Source organism: Streptomyces sp. UG1, assembly GCF_049974585.1.
In the GTDB taxonomy this organism is placed as follows: domain Bacteria; phylum Actinomycetota; class Actinomycetes; order Streptomycetales; family Streptomycetaceae; genus Streptomyces.
Window position 1 is genome coordinate 144,524 of sequence record NZ_JBNGGG010000018.1, and the last position, 13,715, is coordinate 158,238.

Below are 13,715 nucleotides of genomic sequence, written 5' to 3' on the forward strand. Positions count from 1 at the left end.
CGTTTCGGCCACAAGCGCGCGGCGCACTCCTTCACTCCGCATTCGAGACTCTTGACGCCGTCGTACGCACGTTTGTGGCGCGATCGTCAGCGGCGCGGGAGCGTGAGTTCGAACCAGACGGTCTTTCCGGCGCTCGTATGGCTCGTGCCCCACTCGCGCGCGAGCGTGCTCACCACCCGCAGCCCACGTCCGGCCTCGTCACCGGGCCCGGCGTTGAGCAGGGTCGGCAGCTCGTGATCGTCGTCGTCCACCTCGCACAGCAGCGTGTCGCCGCGCACGAGGCGCAGCTCGACCGGGCGGCCGTGGGAGTGCCGTACGGCATTGGTGACGAGTTCGCTGACCAACAGCTCGGCGGTGTCGGCCAGCTTCGCCAGGCCCCAGTCGTGCAGTTGCTCGCGGGCGACGGCGCGGGCCCGGCCGACCTCCTCGGGGTCGCGGGCGATCCGCCATTCGGCGACGTCGTCCGGCTCGATGCCGTTGAGGCGGGCCATCAGCAGGGCCACGTCGTCCTTGCGGCCGCCACGCGTGTTGAGGGAGCGGATGATGGTGTCGCAGGCGTCGTCCATGGACGCGGCCGGGTGGGCGGCGGACTCGCAGAGGGTCGCGAGGCCGACACCGATGTCTTCGCCGCGCACCTCGACCAGTCCGTCGGTGCACATCACGAGCCGGTCGCCGGCGTCCACGCGCACGCGTACCGCCTCGAAGGGCACTCCGCCGACGCCGATCGGCGCGCCCGTGGGCAGGTCGAGCAGTTCGCTGCGCCCGTCGTCGGCGCGGACCAGGACGGGCGGGATGTGACCGGCGTTGGCGATGTGCAGTTCGCTCGCGATGGGGTCGTAGACGGCGTAGAGGCAGGTCGCGAGGTAGGTGTCGCCGAGGCGCTGGGCGAGGTCGTCGAGGTTGCGGAGCAGCTGCGCGGGCGGCAGGTCGAGGGCGGCCATGGTCTGCACGGCCGTTCGCAACTGGCCCATCATGGCGGCCGAGTTGAGTCCGTGGCCCATGACGTCGCCGACGACGAGGGCGGTGCGGGCGCCGGGCAGTTTGACCGAGTCGAACCAGTCGCCGCCGACCCGGCCGAGGAGGGTGCCGGGCAGATAGCGGGTGGCGATGTCGCAGCCCGCCATGCGCGGCGGGATGTGCGGCAGCATGCTGTCCTGGAGGGTCTCGGCGACGCTCTCCTGGTAGGTGTACATGCGGGCGTTGTCGAGCACGAGGCCCGCGCGGGCGGCGAGTTCGGCGCCGGTGACGCGGTCCATGTCGTTGAACTCGACGCGCTCCGGGTGGCGCAGCAGGATCATGAAGCCGAGGACGACATTGCGGGCCTTCAGCGGCACGACCAGCATGGAACGGCCGGTGATGAGCGGCCGGATGTCCCGCTTCTCGAACTGTGAGGCGATGGCGTGCCCCATCTGCTCGCTGATGCGCGGCACGAGCACGGGCTCGCCGCTGGTCATGCACTGGAAGAACGGGGTGTGCGCCGGGAAGGGCATGGCCTCGCCGACCGGTACGACGTCGTCCCAGCGGCCGGGTTCGTCGGTGTGCTCGACGGCGACCCGGTGCCACATGGTGGTGGTGTCCGGCACGCCGTCGGGGAACCCCTCGCCGGCGACGACCTGTTCGCGCAGATAGGTGCCGGCGACGTCGGTGAAGCGGGGCACGACGGCCTTGCTGACCTCGATGATGGTGCGCGCCAGGTCGAGGGAGGTGCCGATGCGTCCGCTGACCTCGTTGAGGAACTCCAGGCGTTCGCGTACGGCGGCGTATTCGAGGTCCTCGGCCTCGTCGGCGTACTCCTGCGGTAACGGCAGCCCTTCGGCCGCGGCGCGGGCGGCGCGCTCACGGCGGGCCCTGCGCTCGACGCGCCGGGGCACGCCCCAGTCGGGGGTGACGGGCACGCGGTCGTTCTGGCTGAACTCCAGGACGGGATAGCCCAGTTCGAGGATCTGCCCGACGATGCGGGCGCTCTCCTCGACGCTCATGCTGGGCAGGATCTCGGGGAGCTTGCCGGCGAGTTCCGTGGCGCCGGGGAAGTCGGTGTGCAGGGCGAAGGCGGGTGCGACGCGCTCGAAGCCGGGGTCCTCGTCACGGTCGTCCTGCCGGAGCCGGCCCACGTCGGCGCCGAGCACGAGCAGCCGTTCCGGGCCGGGTCCCACCAGCGGGTAGGCCCACCACAGGACGTCGACGCGGTCCCTGTCGGGCACGGTGAGGCGGGCGCGGCCCGCGGCCGGGTAGTACAGCCGTCCGTCCAGGGACGTCTCGAGGTCGTGGCCGAGTCCGTCGTACGCCGAGTAGGCCCCGTACGGGGAGATGTCGTCGTCCTCGGGCAGCGCTCCGGAGACGGGCAGCAGATCCACGGCGGGGCGGCCGAGCGCCTCCTCCTTGGACGCACCGAACAGTCGGCGTGCGCCGGTACTCCAGTGGGAGACCAGGCCTTCGCGGTCCACCACGACCACGGCCAGTGGGATACGTCCGGACGCGGCGGACTCCGTCGCCGCGCCGTCCCTCTCGGTGCCACGGTCCATGGCCCAGGCCCTCTCTCCCCAAGGCTCCGCAAGATCTGCGCGCCCTCACCACCGTACGGCTCCCGGCCGTGGTGATGTGCGGCAATACGGGAATTGGTGTGCTCGGATCACGACGGCGCGGAAGGGGGGCGCAAGGCCCGCCCGTTGCGCGTTCGTCCTGGACAGCGCGGGTGCGGACGGTTCGGTTCAGTCCTCGTGCCCGAGCTGAAGATCGCGTTCCGTTCGGCCTCCCGCGGGGACCTGGAGCACGGTGGCGACCGGCGGGTAACCCGCGGCGATGACGGTGTACTCGCCGCAGGCCACGTCGACGAACCGGAACGTGCCGTCGGGCCCGGTGGCGAGCGTGTCCAGGACGTTGCCGGCCGCGTCGAGCAGGGTCACGCGCGCGTCCTCGACGGGCCGTCCGCCGCCCGCCCGCACAGTGCCGCGCAGCAGGGCGCCACCGGCGAGTTCGATGTCCTGGCGGGTCTCGCGGGCCGCCTTGACGGTGACCGGGACGGCGGCCGGGCGGAAGGCGGGGGCACTCGCGGCGAGGGTGTACTCGCCGGCGACGAGTTCGGTGATCACGTAGCCGCCCTCGCGTCCGCTGCGGGTGGTGGCGACGACCTCGCCCTGGGCGTCGGTGAGCGTGACGGTGGCGTCGACGGGCGTGCCGTCCGGGGTGAGCACCCTTCCGGCGAGGCGTCCGGCGCCGCCGAGGACGATGTCCAGTTCGACGGGGCGCTCGCCGACGGTCACGGTGACGGCCTGCGGCTGGTGGCCGCCCGCGGCGGCGATCATGACGTACGCCCCCGGACCGGGCGTCGTCAGCGCGTACCGTCCGTCGTCGCCGCTCGCTCCGCGTCCGACCTGCTGCCCGGCGATGTCGATGAGCGTGAGGGCCGCGTGCGACACGAAGGTGCCGTCGGGATGCTGCACGGTGCCGCGGACCGGGACTCCGGCCGTGTCCGGCGAACGGGCCGGAGGGATCGGGCTGTTCAGCGGCGCCGGTTTTGTCTCCGGGGCCGGGGCGTCGTGGGCCACCAGTGGTTTCTCCTTGAGGAAGAAGGCGATGAGCAGGCCGAGGACGAGCACCGGCACGAGGTAGAGGAAGATCCTCGGCATGGCGTCGGCGTAGGCCCGGATGTAGGTGTCGCGCAGCTGAGGGGGCAGGCTGTGGACGAGCTGCGGGGTGATGGACTCGGGGTCGGGCAGATCGGCGCCGGCCTGCGCGGGGAGGCGTTGGGCGAGGGCGTGGGTGAGCCGGTCGGCGAAGAGGGTGCCGAAGATCGCCGCGCCGACGCTGCCGCCGATCTGCCGGAAGTAGTTGTTGGCGCTGGTGGCGGCGCCGAGGTCGGCGGGGCGCACGGAGTTCTGCACGGCGAGGATCAGGACCGGCATCACCATGCCGAGGCCGGCGCCGAGGACGGCCATCCAGAGGCTGTAGTGCAGCCGGGGCGTGTCGACCTCGAGGCGGGACAGCAGCCACATGCCGACGGCCGAGAGGGCGCTGCCGAGCACGGGGTAGGTCCGGTAGTGGCCGGTGTGGCTGATGAGTTGGCCGCAGACGATGGAGGCGCCGACGATGCCGCCCATCATCGGCAGCATCAGCAGGCCGGACTCGGTGGCCGTGGCCCCGTCGACCATCTGCAGGAAGGTCGGCAGATAGCTGGCGGCGCCGAACAGGGCGACGCCGATCACGAGGCCCACCAGGCCGGTGAGTTGAAGACGGAGTCCCGGAACAGCCGGAGCGGGATGAGGGGTTCGGCGGCGAAGCGCTCGGCGACGAGGAAGAGCACCGTGGCGACGACCGCTCCGGCGCCCAGGCCGAGGATGACGCGGGAGTCCCAGGCGTACTCGGTGCCGCCCCAACTGGTCAGCAGGACCAGGCAGGTGGAGGCGGCGGCCAGCAGCAGCGAGCCGAGGACGTCGAGCCGGGCCTTGGCCTCGGGCTTGGGCAGCTTCAGTACGACGGCCACGACGGCGAGGGTGACCAGGCCGAAGGGGACGTTGATGTAGAAGCACCAGCGCCAGGAGAGGTGGTCGGTGAAGTAGCCGCCGAGCAGGGGCCCGGCGACCGAGGCGAGGCCGAACGCGGCGCCGATCAGGCCCATGAAGCGGCCGCGCTCGCGGGGCGGCACGATGTCCGCGATGATCGCCTGGACGCCGATCATGAGCCCGCCCGCGCCGACGCCCTGCACCGCGCGGTAGGCGATCAGCTCGTCCATGGTCTCGGCGCGTCCGGCGAGCGCGGAGCCGGCGACGAAGACGACGATCGCGAACTGGAAGACGCCCTTGCGGCCGAGGAGGTCGCCGAGCTTGCCGTAGATCGGCAGGCCGATGGTGGCGGTGAGCAGATAGGCGGTGATCGCCCAGGACATCCGGTCCAGTCCGTGCAGCTCGCCGACGATCTTCGGCAGCGCGGTGGCGACGATCATCTGCTCCAGCGCGGCCAGGAGCAGCGCGAGCATCAGCCCGAAGAAGACCAACCGGACCCGGCGCGGGCCGAGTTCGGTGGTCCGGGCGGGAACCTCCGAGGGGGCTTCGACCCGTTCCTCGCGCACCGGAGTCGTCACACCCACGAACCGCTCCCCTCGTCGCACCTGCCACGCATTCCCCGCACAAGGCGACAACTACGAGCAAGCACGACGAGTTACGGCAGAACGGGACGACCTGCGGAGATCCACTCGATCCGGTGAGAGGGTCAACGACCCCCGAACACCGGGGACTTAACCCTCGACCTCGGCGGCCAGCCTGGTGAGCAGCGCGTCGTAGATCCGGCCGAGGCCCTTGGGCGCGAAGGTCTTCTCGAAGAAGCCGCCGATGCCGCCGGCGCCCTGCCAGGTGGTGGTGACGACGACCCGGGACCTGCCCTCGCCGGCCGGGGTGACCCGCCAGGTGGTGACCATGGAGGAGTTGCGGTCCTTCTCGACCAGCTCGCCGTCGGTGGGCTCGCTGACCTCCAGGAGGCAGTCGCGGACGCGCTTGCTGGTGGCCTGGAGCTTCCAGTGGACGAGGGTGCCCTCACCGTCGCCGCCCTCGCGCACCTCGTATTCACTGAAGTGTTCGGGCAGCAGCTTGTGCCGGGTGCCGCTGTAGTCGGCGAGGGCGTCGAACACATTCTCCGCGTCCGCCGCGACGACCCGCTCCGTAGTGGCCTCGACCTGCGCCATTGACTTCCTCCAGGACCAGAATTCTCGGGGGCTGGGGCAAGCCAACCACCCCGCTCCCACACCGCCCAAATCGGGGTCCCGAACCGCTCACCGAAGCGATCGCACAGTGATCGAAAACGAAGGCAGGGCATAGGTCGCACGATCAAGGGAACATGTGTTCTATTCTTGGGGTCAGTGCTACCGAGGAGGCCTCATGCGCTGGGAGAACCTCGCCCTGGAGTCCGACCACAGCCGTGCCGACTCCGCGCTGTTCGGCGCGGACGCCGTGGTCACCCGCACCTTCGACACGCCCGAGTTCGCCGGGATCACGTTCCACGAGATCCGGGCCCGCTCGATCATCAACCGGGTGCCGGGCGCCTCGCGCATGCCCTTCGAATGGACGGTCAACCCCTACCGCGGCTGTTCGCACGCGTGCGTGTACTGCTTCGCCCGCAAGTCCCACAGCTATCTGGACCTCGACACCGGCCTCGGCTTCGACTCCCAGATCGTGGTGAAGGTGAACGCGCCTCAGCTGCTGCGCCGCCAGTTGTCCGCACGGCGCTGGCAGGGCGAGCACATAGCGATGGGCACCAACGTCGACTGCTACCAGCGCGCGGAGGGCCGCTACCGCCTGATGCCGGGCATCCTCGCCGCCCTGCGGGACCACGCCAACCCCTACTCGATCCTCACCAAGGGCACGCTGATCCTGCGCGACCTCGAACTGCTGAAGCAGTCCGCCGAGGTGACGGACGTCGGCGTGTCCGTCTCGGTCGGCTTCACCGACCCGGGGCTGTGGCGCAGCGTGGAGCCGGGCACGCCCGCCCCCGAGCGGCGCCTGGACGTCGTACGGACCCTGACCGAGCACGGGCTCGGGTGCGGTGTGCTGATGGCGCCGGTGATTCCGTTCCTGAGCGACCACCCCGCCCAACTGCGGGCCACCGTGCGGGCGATCGCCGCCTCGGGGGCCACCTCCGTCACCCCGCTGGTGCTGCATCTGCGGCCCGGGGCCCGCGAGTGGTTCATGGCCTGGCTCGACCGCGAGCACCCGCATCTGGTGCGCCGTTACGAGCGGCTGTACGCGGACGGCGCCTACGCGCCGAAGTGGTACCAGCGCCGGATCACCCGTCAGGTGCACGATCTGGCACAGGAGTACGGCATCGGACCCACGCGCGCGGGGATGCCCCGGCGGATCCCCGAACCCGCACCGGCCGAGCCCGCGACGACCGAACCGACGCAACTCTCGCTTCTTTGAGCGCATTGGGGCGCACCCCTCGACCCGATCGGGTCAAGTATTGACGGAAAGGGTTCTTTCGTACGGCCTTCCCGGGACGATGCGGCCAGGACCGTGACCCTCGCGGTCCGGCACCCTCCGTCCGGGGAGAACCCCATGAGAAGACGCGCCGCTGTGCTGTGCGCCGCCGCCCTCGTGGCCGGGACCGTGACGGCCGCCCCCGCCCGGGCGAACGCCACGCCCCTCACCTGGCAGAAGTGCGGCACCGAGAAGTACCCGACGCTGCAGTGCGCGTCCCTGAAGGTGCCGCTCGACCACGGCGCTGCGCACGGTCGGCAGATCACCCTCGCGCTGTCCCGCGTCCCGCACACCGCGCGGAAGTACCAGGGCCCCTTGCTGGTCAACCCCGGCGGCCCCGGCGCGAGCGGTCTCACGCTCGCCGGATTCGTGGCCTCCGCGCTGCCCAAGGCGGTGGCGGCCCAGTACGACGTCATCGGCTTCGACCCGCGCGGCGTCGGCAGGAGCACGCCCGCCCTCGAGTGCAGACCGGCCCACTTCGCCCCGGTGCGGCCCGACTCCGTACCGCGCACAGCCCGGCTCGAGCGCGCCAACCTCCTGCGCGCCCAGTCCTTCGCGCGGGCCTGCGCCGAGAAGCACGCGGACGTGCTGCCGTACATGGACACGGTCAGCGCCGCGCGCGACATGGACCGGATCCGCGCGGCACTCGGCGCGCGGCGGATCAGCTACTTCGGCTACTCGTACGGCACCTTCCTCGGGGCGGTCTACGGCAAGCTCTTCCCGGAGCGGGTGCGGCGCGCGGCGCTTGACTCGGTGGTCGACCCGACCGGCGTCTGGTACCGGGACAACCTCGCGCAGGACCTCGCCTTCAACGACCGGCACCGTGCCTTCATGGCCTGGGTCGCCAAACACGACGCCACCTACCGGCTCGGCGCCGATCCGGCCGGGGTCGAGGCCAAGTGGTACGCGATGCGGGCGGCCCTGGCCAGGAAGCCGGCCGCCGGGAAGGTGGGCGCCTCCGAGCTGGAGGACACCTACATCCCCGGCGGTTACTACAACGGCTACTGGCCGCACCTCGCCGAGGCGTTCGCGGCGTACGTGAACAACCGGGACGCCGATCCGCTGATCGAGGCGTACGAGGACTTCGGCGCCTCGGGCGCGTCCGGCGCCAACGGCTACAGCGTCTACGCCGCGGTGCTGTGCCGGGACGCGCCCTGGCCGCGGGACTGGGGCCGGTGGCGGGCGGACAACTGGGCGGTTCACGCGAAGGCGCCGTTCATGACCTGGAACAACGCCTGGTACAACGCGCCGTGCGCGTTCTGGCCGACGAACTCGCTGCGCCCGGTGGACATCGCCAACGACAGGCTGCCGCCGGTCCTGCTGTTCCAGGCCACCGAGGACGCCGCCACCCCGTACCCGGGCGCCGTCACGGTCCATCGGCAACTAGCCCGCTCCAGCCTCGTGGTCGAGCGCGGCGGCGGCAACCACGCGGTCACTCTGGGCGGCAACGCCTGCCTGGACCAGCACCTCGCGGCCTATCTGGCCGACGGCACGGTGCCGCGCGGTGCGGGCGCGGTCGACGCCGTGTGCGAGGCGCAGCCCGATCCGAAGCCACTGCGCCCCGAGGCCGCGGCGACGGCGTCGCGGGGTGCGGAACTGCACGGGCTGCTCGGGTTCCGCCCTTGAGCCGCTGACCGCCCCGACGGCCCGTCAGGGGCGTTGTCAGTGCCATGGTCCACGATGGACGCATGAGTGAGCTGACCAGGATTCCCGCCCCCGACGGGGTCGCCCCCGCCGCGCAGTACTCCCATGTCGTGCTCGGCACGGGCCGTTTCGTCGCCATCTCCGGCCAGGTCGCCCTGGGCGAGGACGGCGAGCTCGTCGGCGAGGGCGACCCGGCGGCGCAGGCCCGCCAGGTCTTCGAGAACCTCCGGCGCTGCCTGGCCGCGGCCGGGGCGACCTTCGACGACGTCGTCAAGCTCACCTACTTCGTCACGGACATGGCCCACATGCCGGCCGTCCGCGCGGCCCGCGCCGCATACATACCGGACGACCGCCTGCCGGCCGCCTCGGCGGTGCGCGTCGCCGGGCTGGTGCGGCCGGAGTTCCTGATGGAGGTGGAGGCGTACGCGGTGCTGCAGGGTTAATCGGAGGCCGACCCCCGGGAGCGGCGCCTAGGGTCCCTTCATGGACGACGACCGCATACGGATCCGCCCCATGGCCCTGCCCGACTGCGACCGTGTCGCCGAGATCCGGATCGGCGGCTGGCGGAGCGCCTATCAGGGCCTGATACCTCAGTCGTATCTGGACGCCCTGGACGTGGCACAGGACGCCGCGCGCCGCCGGTCCTACTTCTCGCAGGCCGACGGCAGTGTGCTCGACCTCGTCGCCGAGCAGGACGGCGAGGTCGTGGGCTGGGCCTGTCACGGGCCGTACCGCGACGGCGAAGTGCGCACCGCGGACGCCGAGTTGTACGCGATCTACGTCGATCCCGGGCGCTGCGGCGCCGGCATCGGCCGCGCCCTGCTGCAGGAGTCGGTGCGCCGCTGTACGGCCGCCGGGCACCACCGGATGCTGCTGTGGGTGCTCAGGGGCAACGCCCGCGCCCGGCGGTTCTACGAGCGGGCGGGCTTCCGGGCGGACGGTGCCGAGGAGCCGTTCGAGGTGGACGGGGTGGAGGTGCCCGAGGTTCGGTATGCACGGGAGCTGACGGCTCACCGTTGACGGGGGATCCGCGCCAGTGCCCGGACCGCCGCCTCCGCCAGGGCCGGGTGGGCCAGGGCCTCGTTGAGGACCTGTCTGGCGCGGGCGTCGCCCAGGGTGCCGAGGCCGTCCACGCAGGCGAGGGCCACCCGGCGGTAGGGGTCGTGCGGGCGCAGCCGGCGCTGCAGGGTGGTGATCAGGGCGGGGACGGCCTCCGGGGCGCGGAGTTCGACCAGGAGCCGGACGGGATGCAGGGCGTAGGCGACGCGGAGTTCGTTGGTGGCGAGGGCGGCCGCCGCGCGGGCCGTGCGCGGGTCGCCGAGGCGGGCGAGGGCGTGGGCGGCGGAGACGCAGCGCTGCGGGTCGCGGTGGTTCAGGAGCAGGACGAGGGACTCGAAGGCCCGCCGGTCGCCGGCCAGGCCCAGCCGGAACGCGGCCAGTTCCCTGGCCCACAGCGGCTGCCCGGGCGCGGTGAGCACGCTCGCCAGCTCGTCGAGATCCTCGGTCGCCACGAGGCGGTCGTATCCTGCGGGCGCCCCCGACTCCTGCCGTAAGCGCTCCGTGAGTGATCGCAACTCTTCGTCCATGAAGGCGAGCGTATGCAAGCGGCCCGCCTCACGGGACCTACATCACAAAGACGGGGCCTGGCGCGCTCTTTACCCACCGGTTAAGCTCATACGAGCGAGTCACCCACTCGCACATCTGCTTGCAGCGGCCTGGTGACGCAGCCACTGCGAGTGCTGGTCGGTTCGGTACTTCAGGTACCTCAGTACGACCCGGCTCCGGGACAGGGCCGGTCGGATCCGCCGTTCCCCGGCGCGTGTGCACGCGTTCGGCGACGGCACCGGGCGTGTGCGCCAGTAGCCCGGCAACACCCGCACTCACTCTCTCCGCACCCGGTGCGCCTCCTCGGCGCACCCGGGAGCGCTTCCAGTCGTCACCCTCATTCCTGGAGTCCCGCGATGGCCACTCCCCTGTCCGACACCCCTCTGTCCCCGCTCAAGACCGTTGCCGTCGTCGGCCTCGGCACCATGGGCACCGGCATCGCCGAGGTTCTCGCCAAGGCCGGTCGCGAGGTCATCGGCATCGACATCAGCGAGGCCGCGACCGCCCAGGCCGTCGCCACCCTGGAGTCCTCGACCGCCCGCGCCGTGGAGCGCGGCAAGCTGGCCGAGGAGGAGCGCGCGGACGTCCTCGCCCGCGTCCGCACCTCCACCGACCTGCGGGCCGCCGCCGACGCGGACCTGGTCATCGAGGTGGCTCCGGAGTCGTACGAGATCAAGCAGCAGATATTCCGCGCGCTGGACGGGATCGTGCGCCCCGAGACGATCCTGGCGACCGGCACCAACGCCCTGTCGGTCACGCGCCTGGCCGCCGACTCGGCGCGCCCCGAGCGGGTGCTCGGACTGCACTTCTTCAACCCGGCGCCGGCGATGCGGCTGGTCGAGGTCGTCTCCTCGGTGCTGACCGCGCCGCAGGCCGTCTCCGCGGTCACCAACCTCGCCCTGGACCTCGGCAAGGAGCCCGTTGCGGTCGGCGACCGGCCCGGTTTCGTCGCCGACGGGCTCCTGTTCGGTTACCTCAACCAGGCGGCCGCGATGTACGAGGCGAAGTACGCCTCCCGCGAGGACATCGACGCCGCGATGCGGCTGGGCTGCGGGCTGCCGATGGGCCCGCTGGCCCTGCTCGACCTGATCGGCATCGACACCGCGCGCCGGGTCCTGGAGGCCATGTACGCCGCCTCGCACGACCGGCTGCACGCCCCGGCGCCGATCCTCAAGCAGCTCAGCGAGGCGGGCCTGACGGGCCGTAAGTCGGGGCGCGGCTTCTACACCTACGAGGCTCCCGGCAGCGCCACCGTCGTGCGGGACGCGCTGACGCCGCTGGAGGGCGCCGCCCCGGCCCCCGGCCGGACGGTCCGCTCCGTCGGTGTCGCGGGCTCGGGGACCATGGCGTCCGGGATCGTGGAGGTCTTCGCCAAGGCCGGGTACGAGGTCGTGCTGGCCGCCCGCAGCGCGGAGAAGGCACAGGCCGCCAAGGCCCGTATCGGCAAGTCTCTTTCCCGCTCTGTCGACAAGGGGCGGATGACCGCCGAGGCCGCCGCGCAGACCCTGGACCGGATCACCGCGGCCGGCTCCTACGACGCGTTCGCCGACGTCGATCTGGCCGTCGAGGCCGTCGCCGAGGACCTGGAGATCAAGCAGCAGCTCTTCGCGACGCTGGACAAGGTCTGCAAGCCGGGCGCGGTGCTGGCCACCACCACCTCGTCGCTGCCCGTCGTCGCCTGCGCCCGCGCCACCTCGCGTCCGCAGGACGTGATCGGCATGCACTTCTTCAACCCGGCGCCGGCGATGAAGCTGGTCGAGGTCGTCCGTACGGTGTTGACGGCGGACGACGTGCACGCGACGGTCCGTGAGGTCTGCGTCAAGATCAAGAAGCATGCGGTGGACTGCGGTGACCGTGCCGGTTTCATCGTCAACGCGTTGCTCTTCCCGTACCTGAACAACGCGATCAAGATGGTGCAGGAGCATTACGCGACGCTCGACGACATCGACGCGGCGATGAAGCTGGGCGGCGGCTACCCGATGGGCCCGTTCGAGCTGCTGGACGTCGTCGGGCTCGATGTCTCCCTCGCGATCGAGAAGGTCCTGCATCGCGAGTTCCGCGACCCGGGCCTGGCTCCGGCGCCGCTGCTTGAGCACCTGGTGGCCGCGGGCTGCCTCGGCCGCAAGACCGGCCGCGGCTTCCGCGAATATGCCCGGCGCTAAGGGGCGCCCCGGCGACTGGTTCGGCGGCGGTCAGGAGTGGGGCGGGCTGCTGGACCCCGGCAGCTCTCCCCCGGCCACCCGGCGCGGCCCGGCCGCACCCGCCGAACCCGGCACTCCCCCGCCCGCCCAGGGCGGGGGAAACCCCGTACATGCGCATCAAGCTGCGCACATGCAGTACGTTCGGGTCATGTCCCAGCCCGCCAAGTCCTCACGTACACCAGCCACGCCCGACGCGCCGGAAAGTGCCGCAGGCAGTCGCGCGGCCGCGCAGCGGCTCAAGATGCGCCGCGAACTGGCGGCCGCGGCGATGGAGCTGTTCGCGACCAAGGGGTACGAGGCGACCACCGTCGACGAGATCGCGGCCGCGGCCGGGGTCGCCCGCCGCACGTTCTTCCGCCACTTCCGCTCCAAGGAAGAGGCGATCTTCCCCGACCACGACGACACACTGATCCGCGCGGAGGCGGTACTCAACGCCGCTCCCGCGCACGAGCACCCGCTCGACACCGTGTGCCGCGGCATCAAGGAAGTCATGAAGATGTACGCGGCCCGGCCGGAGATCTCGGTCGCCCGCTACAAGCTCACGCGCGAGGTGCCTACCCTGCGCGAGGCCGAGATCGCGTCGGTGGCCCGCTACGAGCGCCTCTTCACCCGCTACCTCCTCGGCCACTTCGACGAGCACGCCCATGACGACGACGCCAACGACGACCCGCTGCTGGCGGAGGTCGCCGCGTCCGCCGTGGTCACCGCGCACAACCACGTCCTGCGGCGCTGGCTGCGCGCGGGCGGCCAGGGCGATGTGGAGGCACAGCTCGATCACGCCTTCGCGATCGTGCGCCGGACGTTCGGGACCGGGATCGGGGCGGGCCGGGAGACCGCGCCGCGCACGGCACCGGCCTCCGTGACCACGCACGGCGAGGTGCTGGTGACGGTGGCCAGGACGGACGCGCCGCTGGACGAGGTGATGCGGACGATCGAGCAGGCGCTGAAGGAGCACGCGTAGCGGGAACCATCGCATCGGCTCATCCGTCATCCATGTCGAAGCACGATCTTCATGGTGTGCGACGGAAGCGAGTTGCGATGCAGGCGAACGACCCGATCAAGCTCGAAGCCACCCTGGCCGACGGGCGGCGCATGACCCTCTCGCTCCCGCCGACCGACGCCCAGTGGGCCGCGGACGGCATCAAGGGCCTGCGCCCCGTCGCGCCCACCCACACGGGCCGCGGCGAGGAGCCGCCGGCCCTCCCCGAGGAGCCGGCGCTCCCCCTGCACGTGGCACTGCTCGGCCTGGGCGCCTAGCGCGCCGACACCCACCATCAGCAGCCCGGCCACAAGCAAGTCCCGT

The 13,715-nt window shown here is 71.8% G+C and carries 12 protein-coding genes and 1 pseudogene; 7 read left to right on the top strand and 6 right to left on the bottom strand.

The window, feature by feature from the left end; genetic code table 11:
• Nucleotides 1–86 precede the first annotated feature (86 nt).
• The 5 genes and pseudogenes from ACP4J3_RS21450 to ACP4J3_RS21470 all read right to left on the bottom strand — a co-directional run bounded on the left by ACP4J3_RS21450 (nt 87) and on the right by ACP4J3_RS21470 (nt 5,674).
• Nucleotides 87–2,522: a SpoIIE family protein phosphatase gene (locus ACP4J3_RS21450; protein ID WP_426536775.1), complete on the bottom strand. Its 2,436-nt coding sequence runs from the start codon at nt 2,520–2,522 to the stop codon at nt 87–89.
• A 186-nt stretch (nt 2,523–2,708) separates the two neighbouring features.
• On the bottom strand, nt 2,709–3,626 hold the full coding sequence (locus ACP4J3_RS21455; protein ID WP_426536828.1) for an MSCRAMM family protein: 918 nt from the start codon (nt 3,624–3,626) through the stop codon (nt 2,709–2,711).
• A gap of 228 nt (nt 3,627–3,854) precedes the next feature.
• Nucleotides 3,855–4,250 (bottom strand): annotated as a pseudogene (locus tag ACP4J3_RS21460) (MFS transporter); the annotation flags it as partial.
• On the bottom strand, nt 4,199–4,972 hold the full coding sequence (locus tag ACP4J3_RS21465; protein WP_426536830.1) for an MFS transporter: 774 nt from the start codon (nt 4,970–4,972) through the stop codon (nt 4,199–4,201). The pseudogene ACP4J3_RS21460 and the gene ACP4J3_RS21465, both read right to left, overlap by 52 nt.
• Before the next feature lie 258 nt (nt 4,973–5,230).
• Nucleotides 5,231–5,674 carry an SRPBCC family protein gene (locus ACP4J3_RS21470; protein WP_426536777.1) on the bottom strand — a complete coding sequence of 148 codons (444 nt, stop codon included), beginning with the start codon at nt 5,672–5,674 and terminating at the stop codon, nt 5,231–5,233.
• 193 nt (nt 5,675–5,867) lie between these two features.
• Between ACP4J3_RS21470 and ACP4J3_RS21475 the strand changes: the two genes are divergently transcribed.
• The 4 genes from ACP4J3_RS21475 (at nt 5,868) to ACP4J3_RS21490 (ending at nt 9,626) form a co-directional block, all read left to right on the top strand.
• On the top strand, nt 5,868–6,905 hold the full coding sequence (locus tag ACP4J3_RS21475; RefSeq protein WP_426536779.1) for an Rv2578c family radical SAM protein: 1,038 nt from the start codon (nt 5,868–5,870) through the stop codon (nt 6,903–6,905).
• 135 nt (nt 6,906–7,040) lie between these two features.
• Complete coding sequence (locus tag ACP4J3_RS21480) at nt 7,041–8,588, top strand: alpha/beta hydrolase (RefSeq protein ID WP_426536781.1); 1,548 nt, start codon at nt 7,041–7,043, stop codon at nt 8,586–8,588.
• A gap of 62 nt (nt 8,589–8,650) precedes the next feature.
• A complete protein-coding gene (locus tag ACP4J3_RS21485) occupies nt 8,651–9,049 on the top strand; it encodes a RidA family protein (protein ID WP_426536783.1) in 399 nt (132 codons plus the stop codon).
• Between the two features lie 40 nt (nt 9,050–9,089).
• A complete protein-coding gene (locus ACP4J3_RS21490) occupies nt 9,090–9,626 on the top strand; it encodes an N-acetyltransferase family protein (protein ID WP_426536785.1) in 537 nt (178 codons plus the stop codon).
• Here ACP4J3_RS21490 and ACP4J3_RS21495 read toward each other — a convergent pair.
• On the bottom strand, nt 9,617–10,192 hold the full coding sequence (locus tag ACP4J3_RS21495) for an adenylosuccinate lyase (protein ID WP_426536787.1): 576 nt from the start codon (nt 10,190–10,192) through the stop codon (nt 9,617–9,619). The two genes, ACP4J3_RS21490 and ACP4J3_RS21495, sit on opposite strands and share 10 nt — an antisense overlap.
• A gap of 375 nt (nt 10,193–10,567) precedes the next feature.
• Between ACP4J3_RS21495 and ACP4J3_RS21500 the strand changes: the two genes are divergently transcribed.
• From ACP4J3_RS21500 to ACP4J3_RS21510, 3 genes are all read left to right on the top strand, one after another.
• Nucleotides 10,568–12,373 carry a 3-hydroxyacyl-CoA dehydrogenase family protein gene (locus ACP4J3_RS21500; RefSeq protein ID WP_426536789.1) on the top strand — a complete coding sequence of 602 codons (1,806 nt, stop codon included), beginning with the start codon at nt 10,568–10,570 and terminating at the stop codon, nt 12,371–12,373.
• A 187-nt stretch (nt 12,374–12,560) separates the two neighbouring features.
• Nucleotides 12,561–13,373, top strand: a complete 813-nt coding sequence (locus tag ACP4J3_RS21505) for a TetR family transcriptional regulator (RefSeq protein ID WP_426536832.1) — start codon at nt 12,561–12,563, stop codon at nt 13,371–13,373.
• Between the two features lie 77 nt (nt 13,374–13,450).
• Nucleotides 13,451–13,669, top strand: a complete 219-nt coding sequence (locus ACP4J3_RS21510) for a hypothetical protein (protein WP_426536791.1) — start codon at nt 13,451–13,453, stop codon at nt 13,667–13,669.
• Nucleotides 13,670–13,715 lie beyond the last annotated feature (46 nt).

Coding starts and splice junctions, on each gene's coding strand:
- ACP4J3_RS21470 (WP_426536777.1), bottom strand. CDS start 5,674: ATGGCGCAGGTCGAGGCCACTACGGAGCGGGTCGTCGCGGCGGACGCG.
- ACP4J3_RS21480 (WP_426536781.1), top strand. CDS start 7,041: ATGAGAAGACGCGCCGCTGTGCTGTGCGCCGCCGCCCTCGTGGCCGGG.
- ACP4J3_RS21505 (WP_426536832.1), top strand. CDS start 12,561: ATGTCCCAGCCCGCCAAGTCCTCACGTACACCAGCCACGCCCGACGCG.
- ACP4J3_RS21500 (WP_426536789.1), top strand. CDS start 10,568: ATGGCCACTCCCCTGTCCGACACCCCTCTGTCCCCGCTCAAGACCGTT.
- ACP4J3_RS21485 (WP_426536783.1), top strand. CDS start 8,651: ATGAGTGAGCTGACCAGGATTCCCGCCCCCGACGGGGTCGCCCCCGCC.
- ACP4J3_RS21450 (WP_426536775.1), bottom strand. CDS start 2,522: ATGGACCGTGGCACCGAGAGGGACGGCGCGGCGACGGAGTCCGCCGCG.
- ACP4J3_RS21495 (WP_426536787.1), bottom strand. CDS start 10,192: ATGGACGAAGAGTTGCGATCACTCACGGAGCGCTTACGGCAGGAGTCG.
- ACP4J3_RS21465 (WP_426536830.1), bottom strand. CDS start 4,972: ATGCTCGCGCTGCTCCTGGCCGCGCTGGAGCAGATGATCGTCGCCACC.
- ACP4J3_RS21490 (WP_426536785.1), top strand. CDS start 9,090: ATGGACGACGACCGCATACGGATCCGCCCCATGGCCCTGCCCGACTGC.
- ACP4J3_RS21475 (WP_426536779.1), top strand. CDS start 5,868: ATGCGCTGGGAGAACCTCGCCCTGGAGTCCGACCACAGCCGTGCCGAC.
- ACP4J3_RS21455 (WP_426536828.1), bottom strand. CDS start 3,626: ATGCCGAGGATCTTCCTCTACCTCGTGCCGGTGCTCGTCCTCGGCCTG.
- ACP4J3_RS21510 (WP_426536791.1), top strand. CDS start 13,451: ATGCAGGCGAACGACCCGATCAAGCTCGAAGCCACCCTGGCCGACGGG.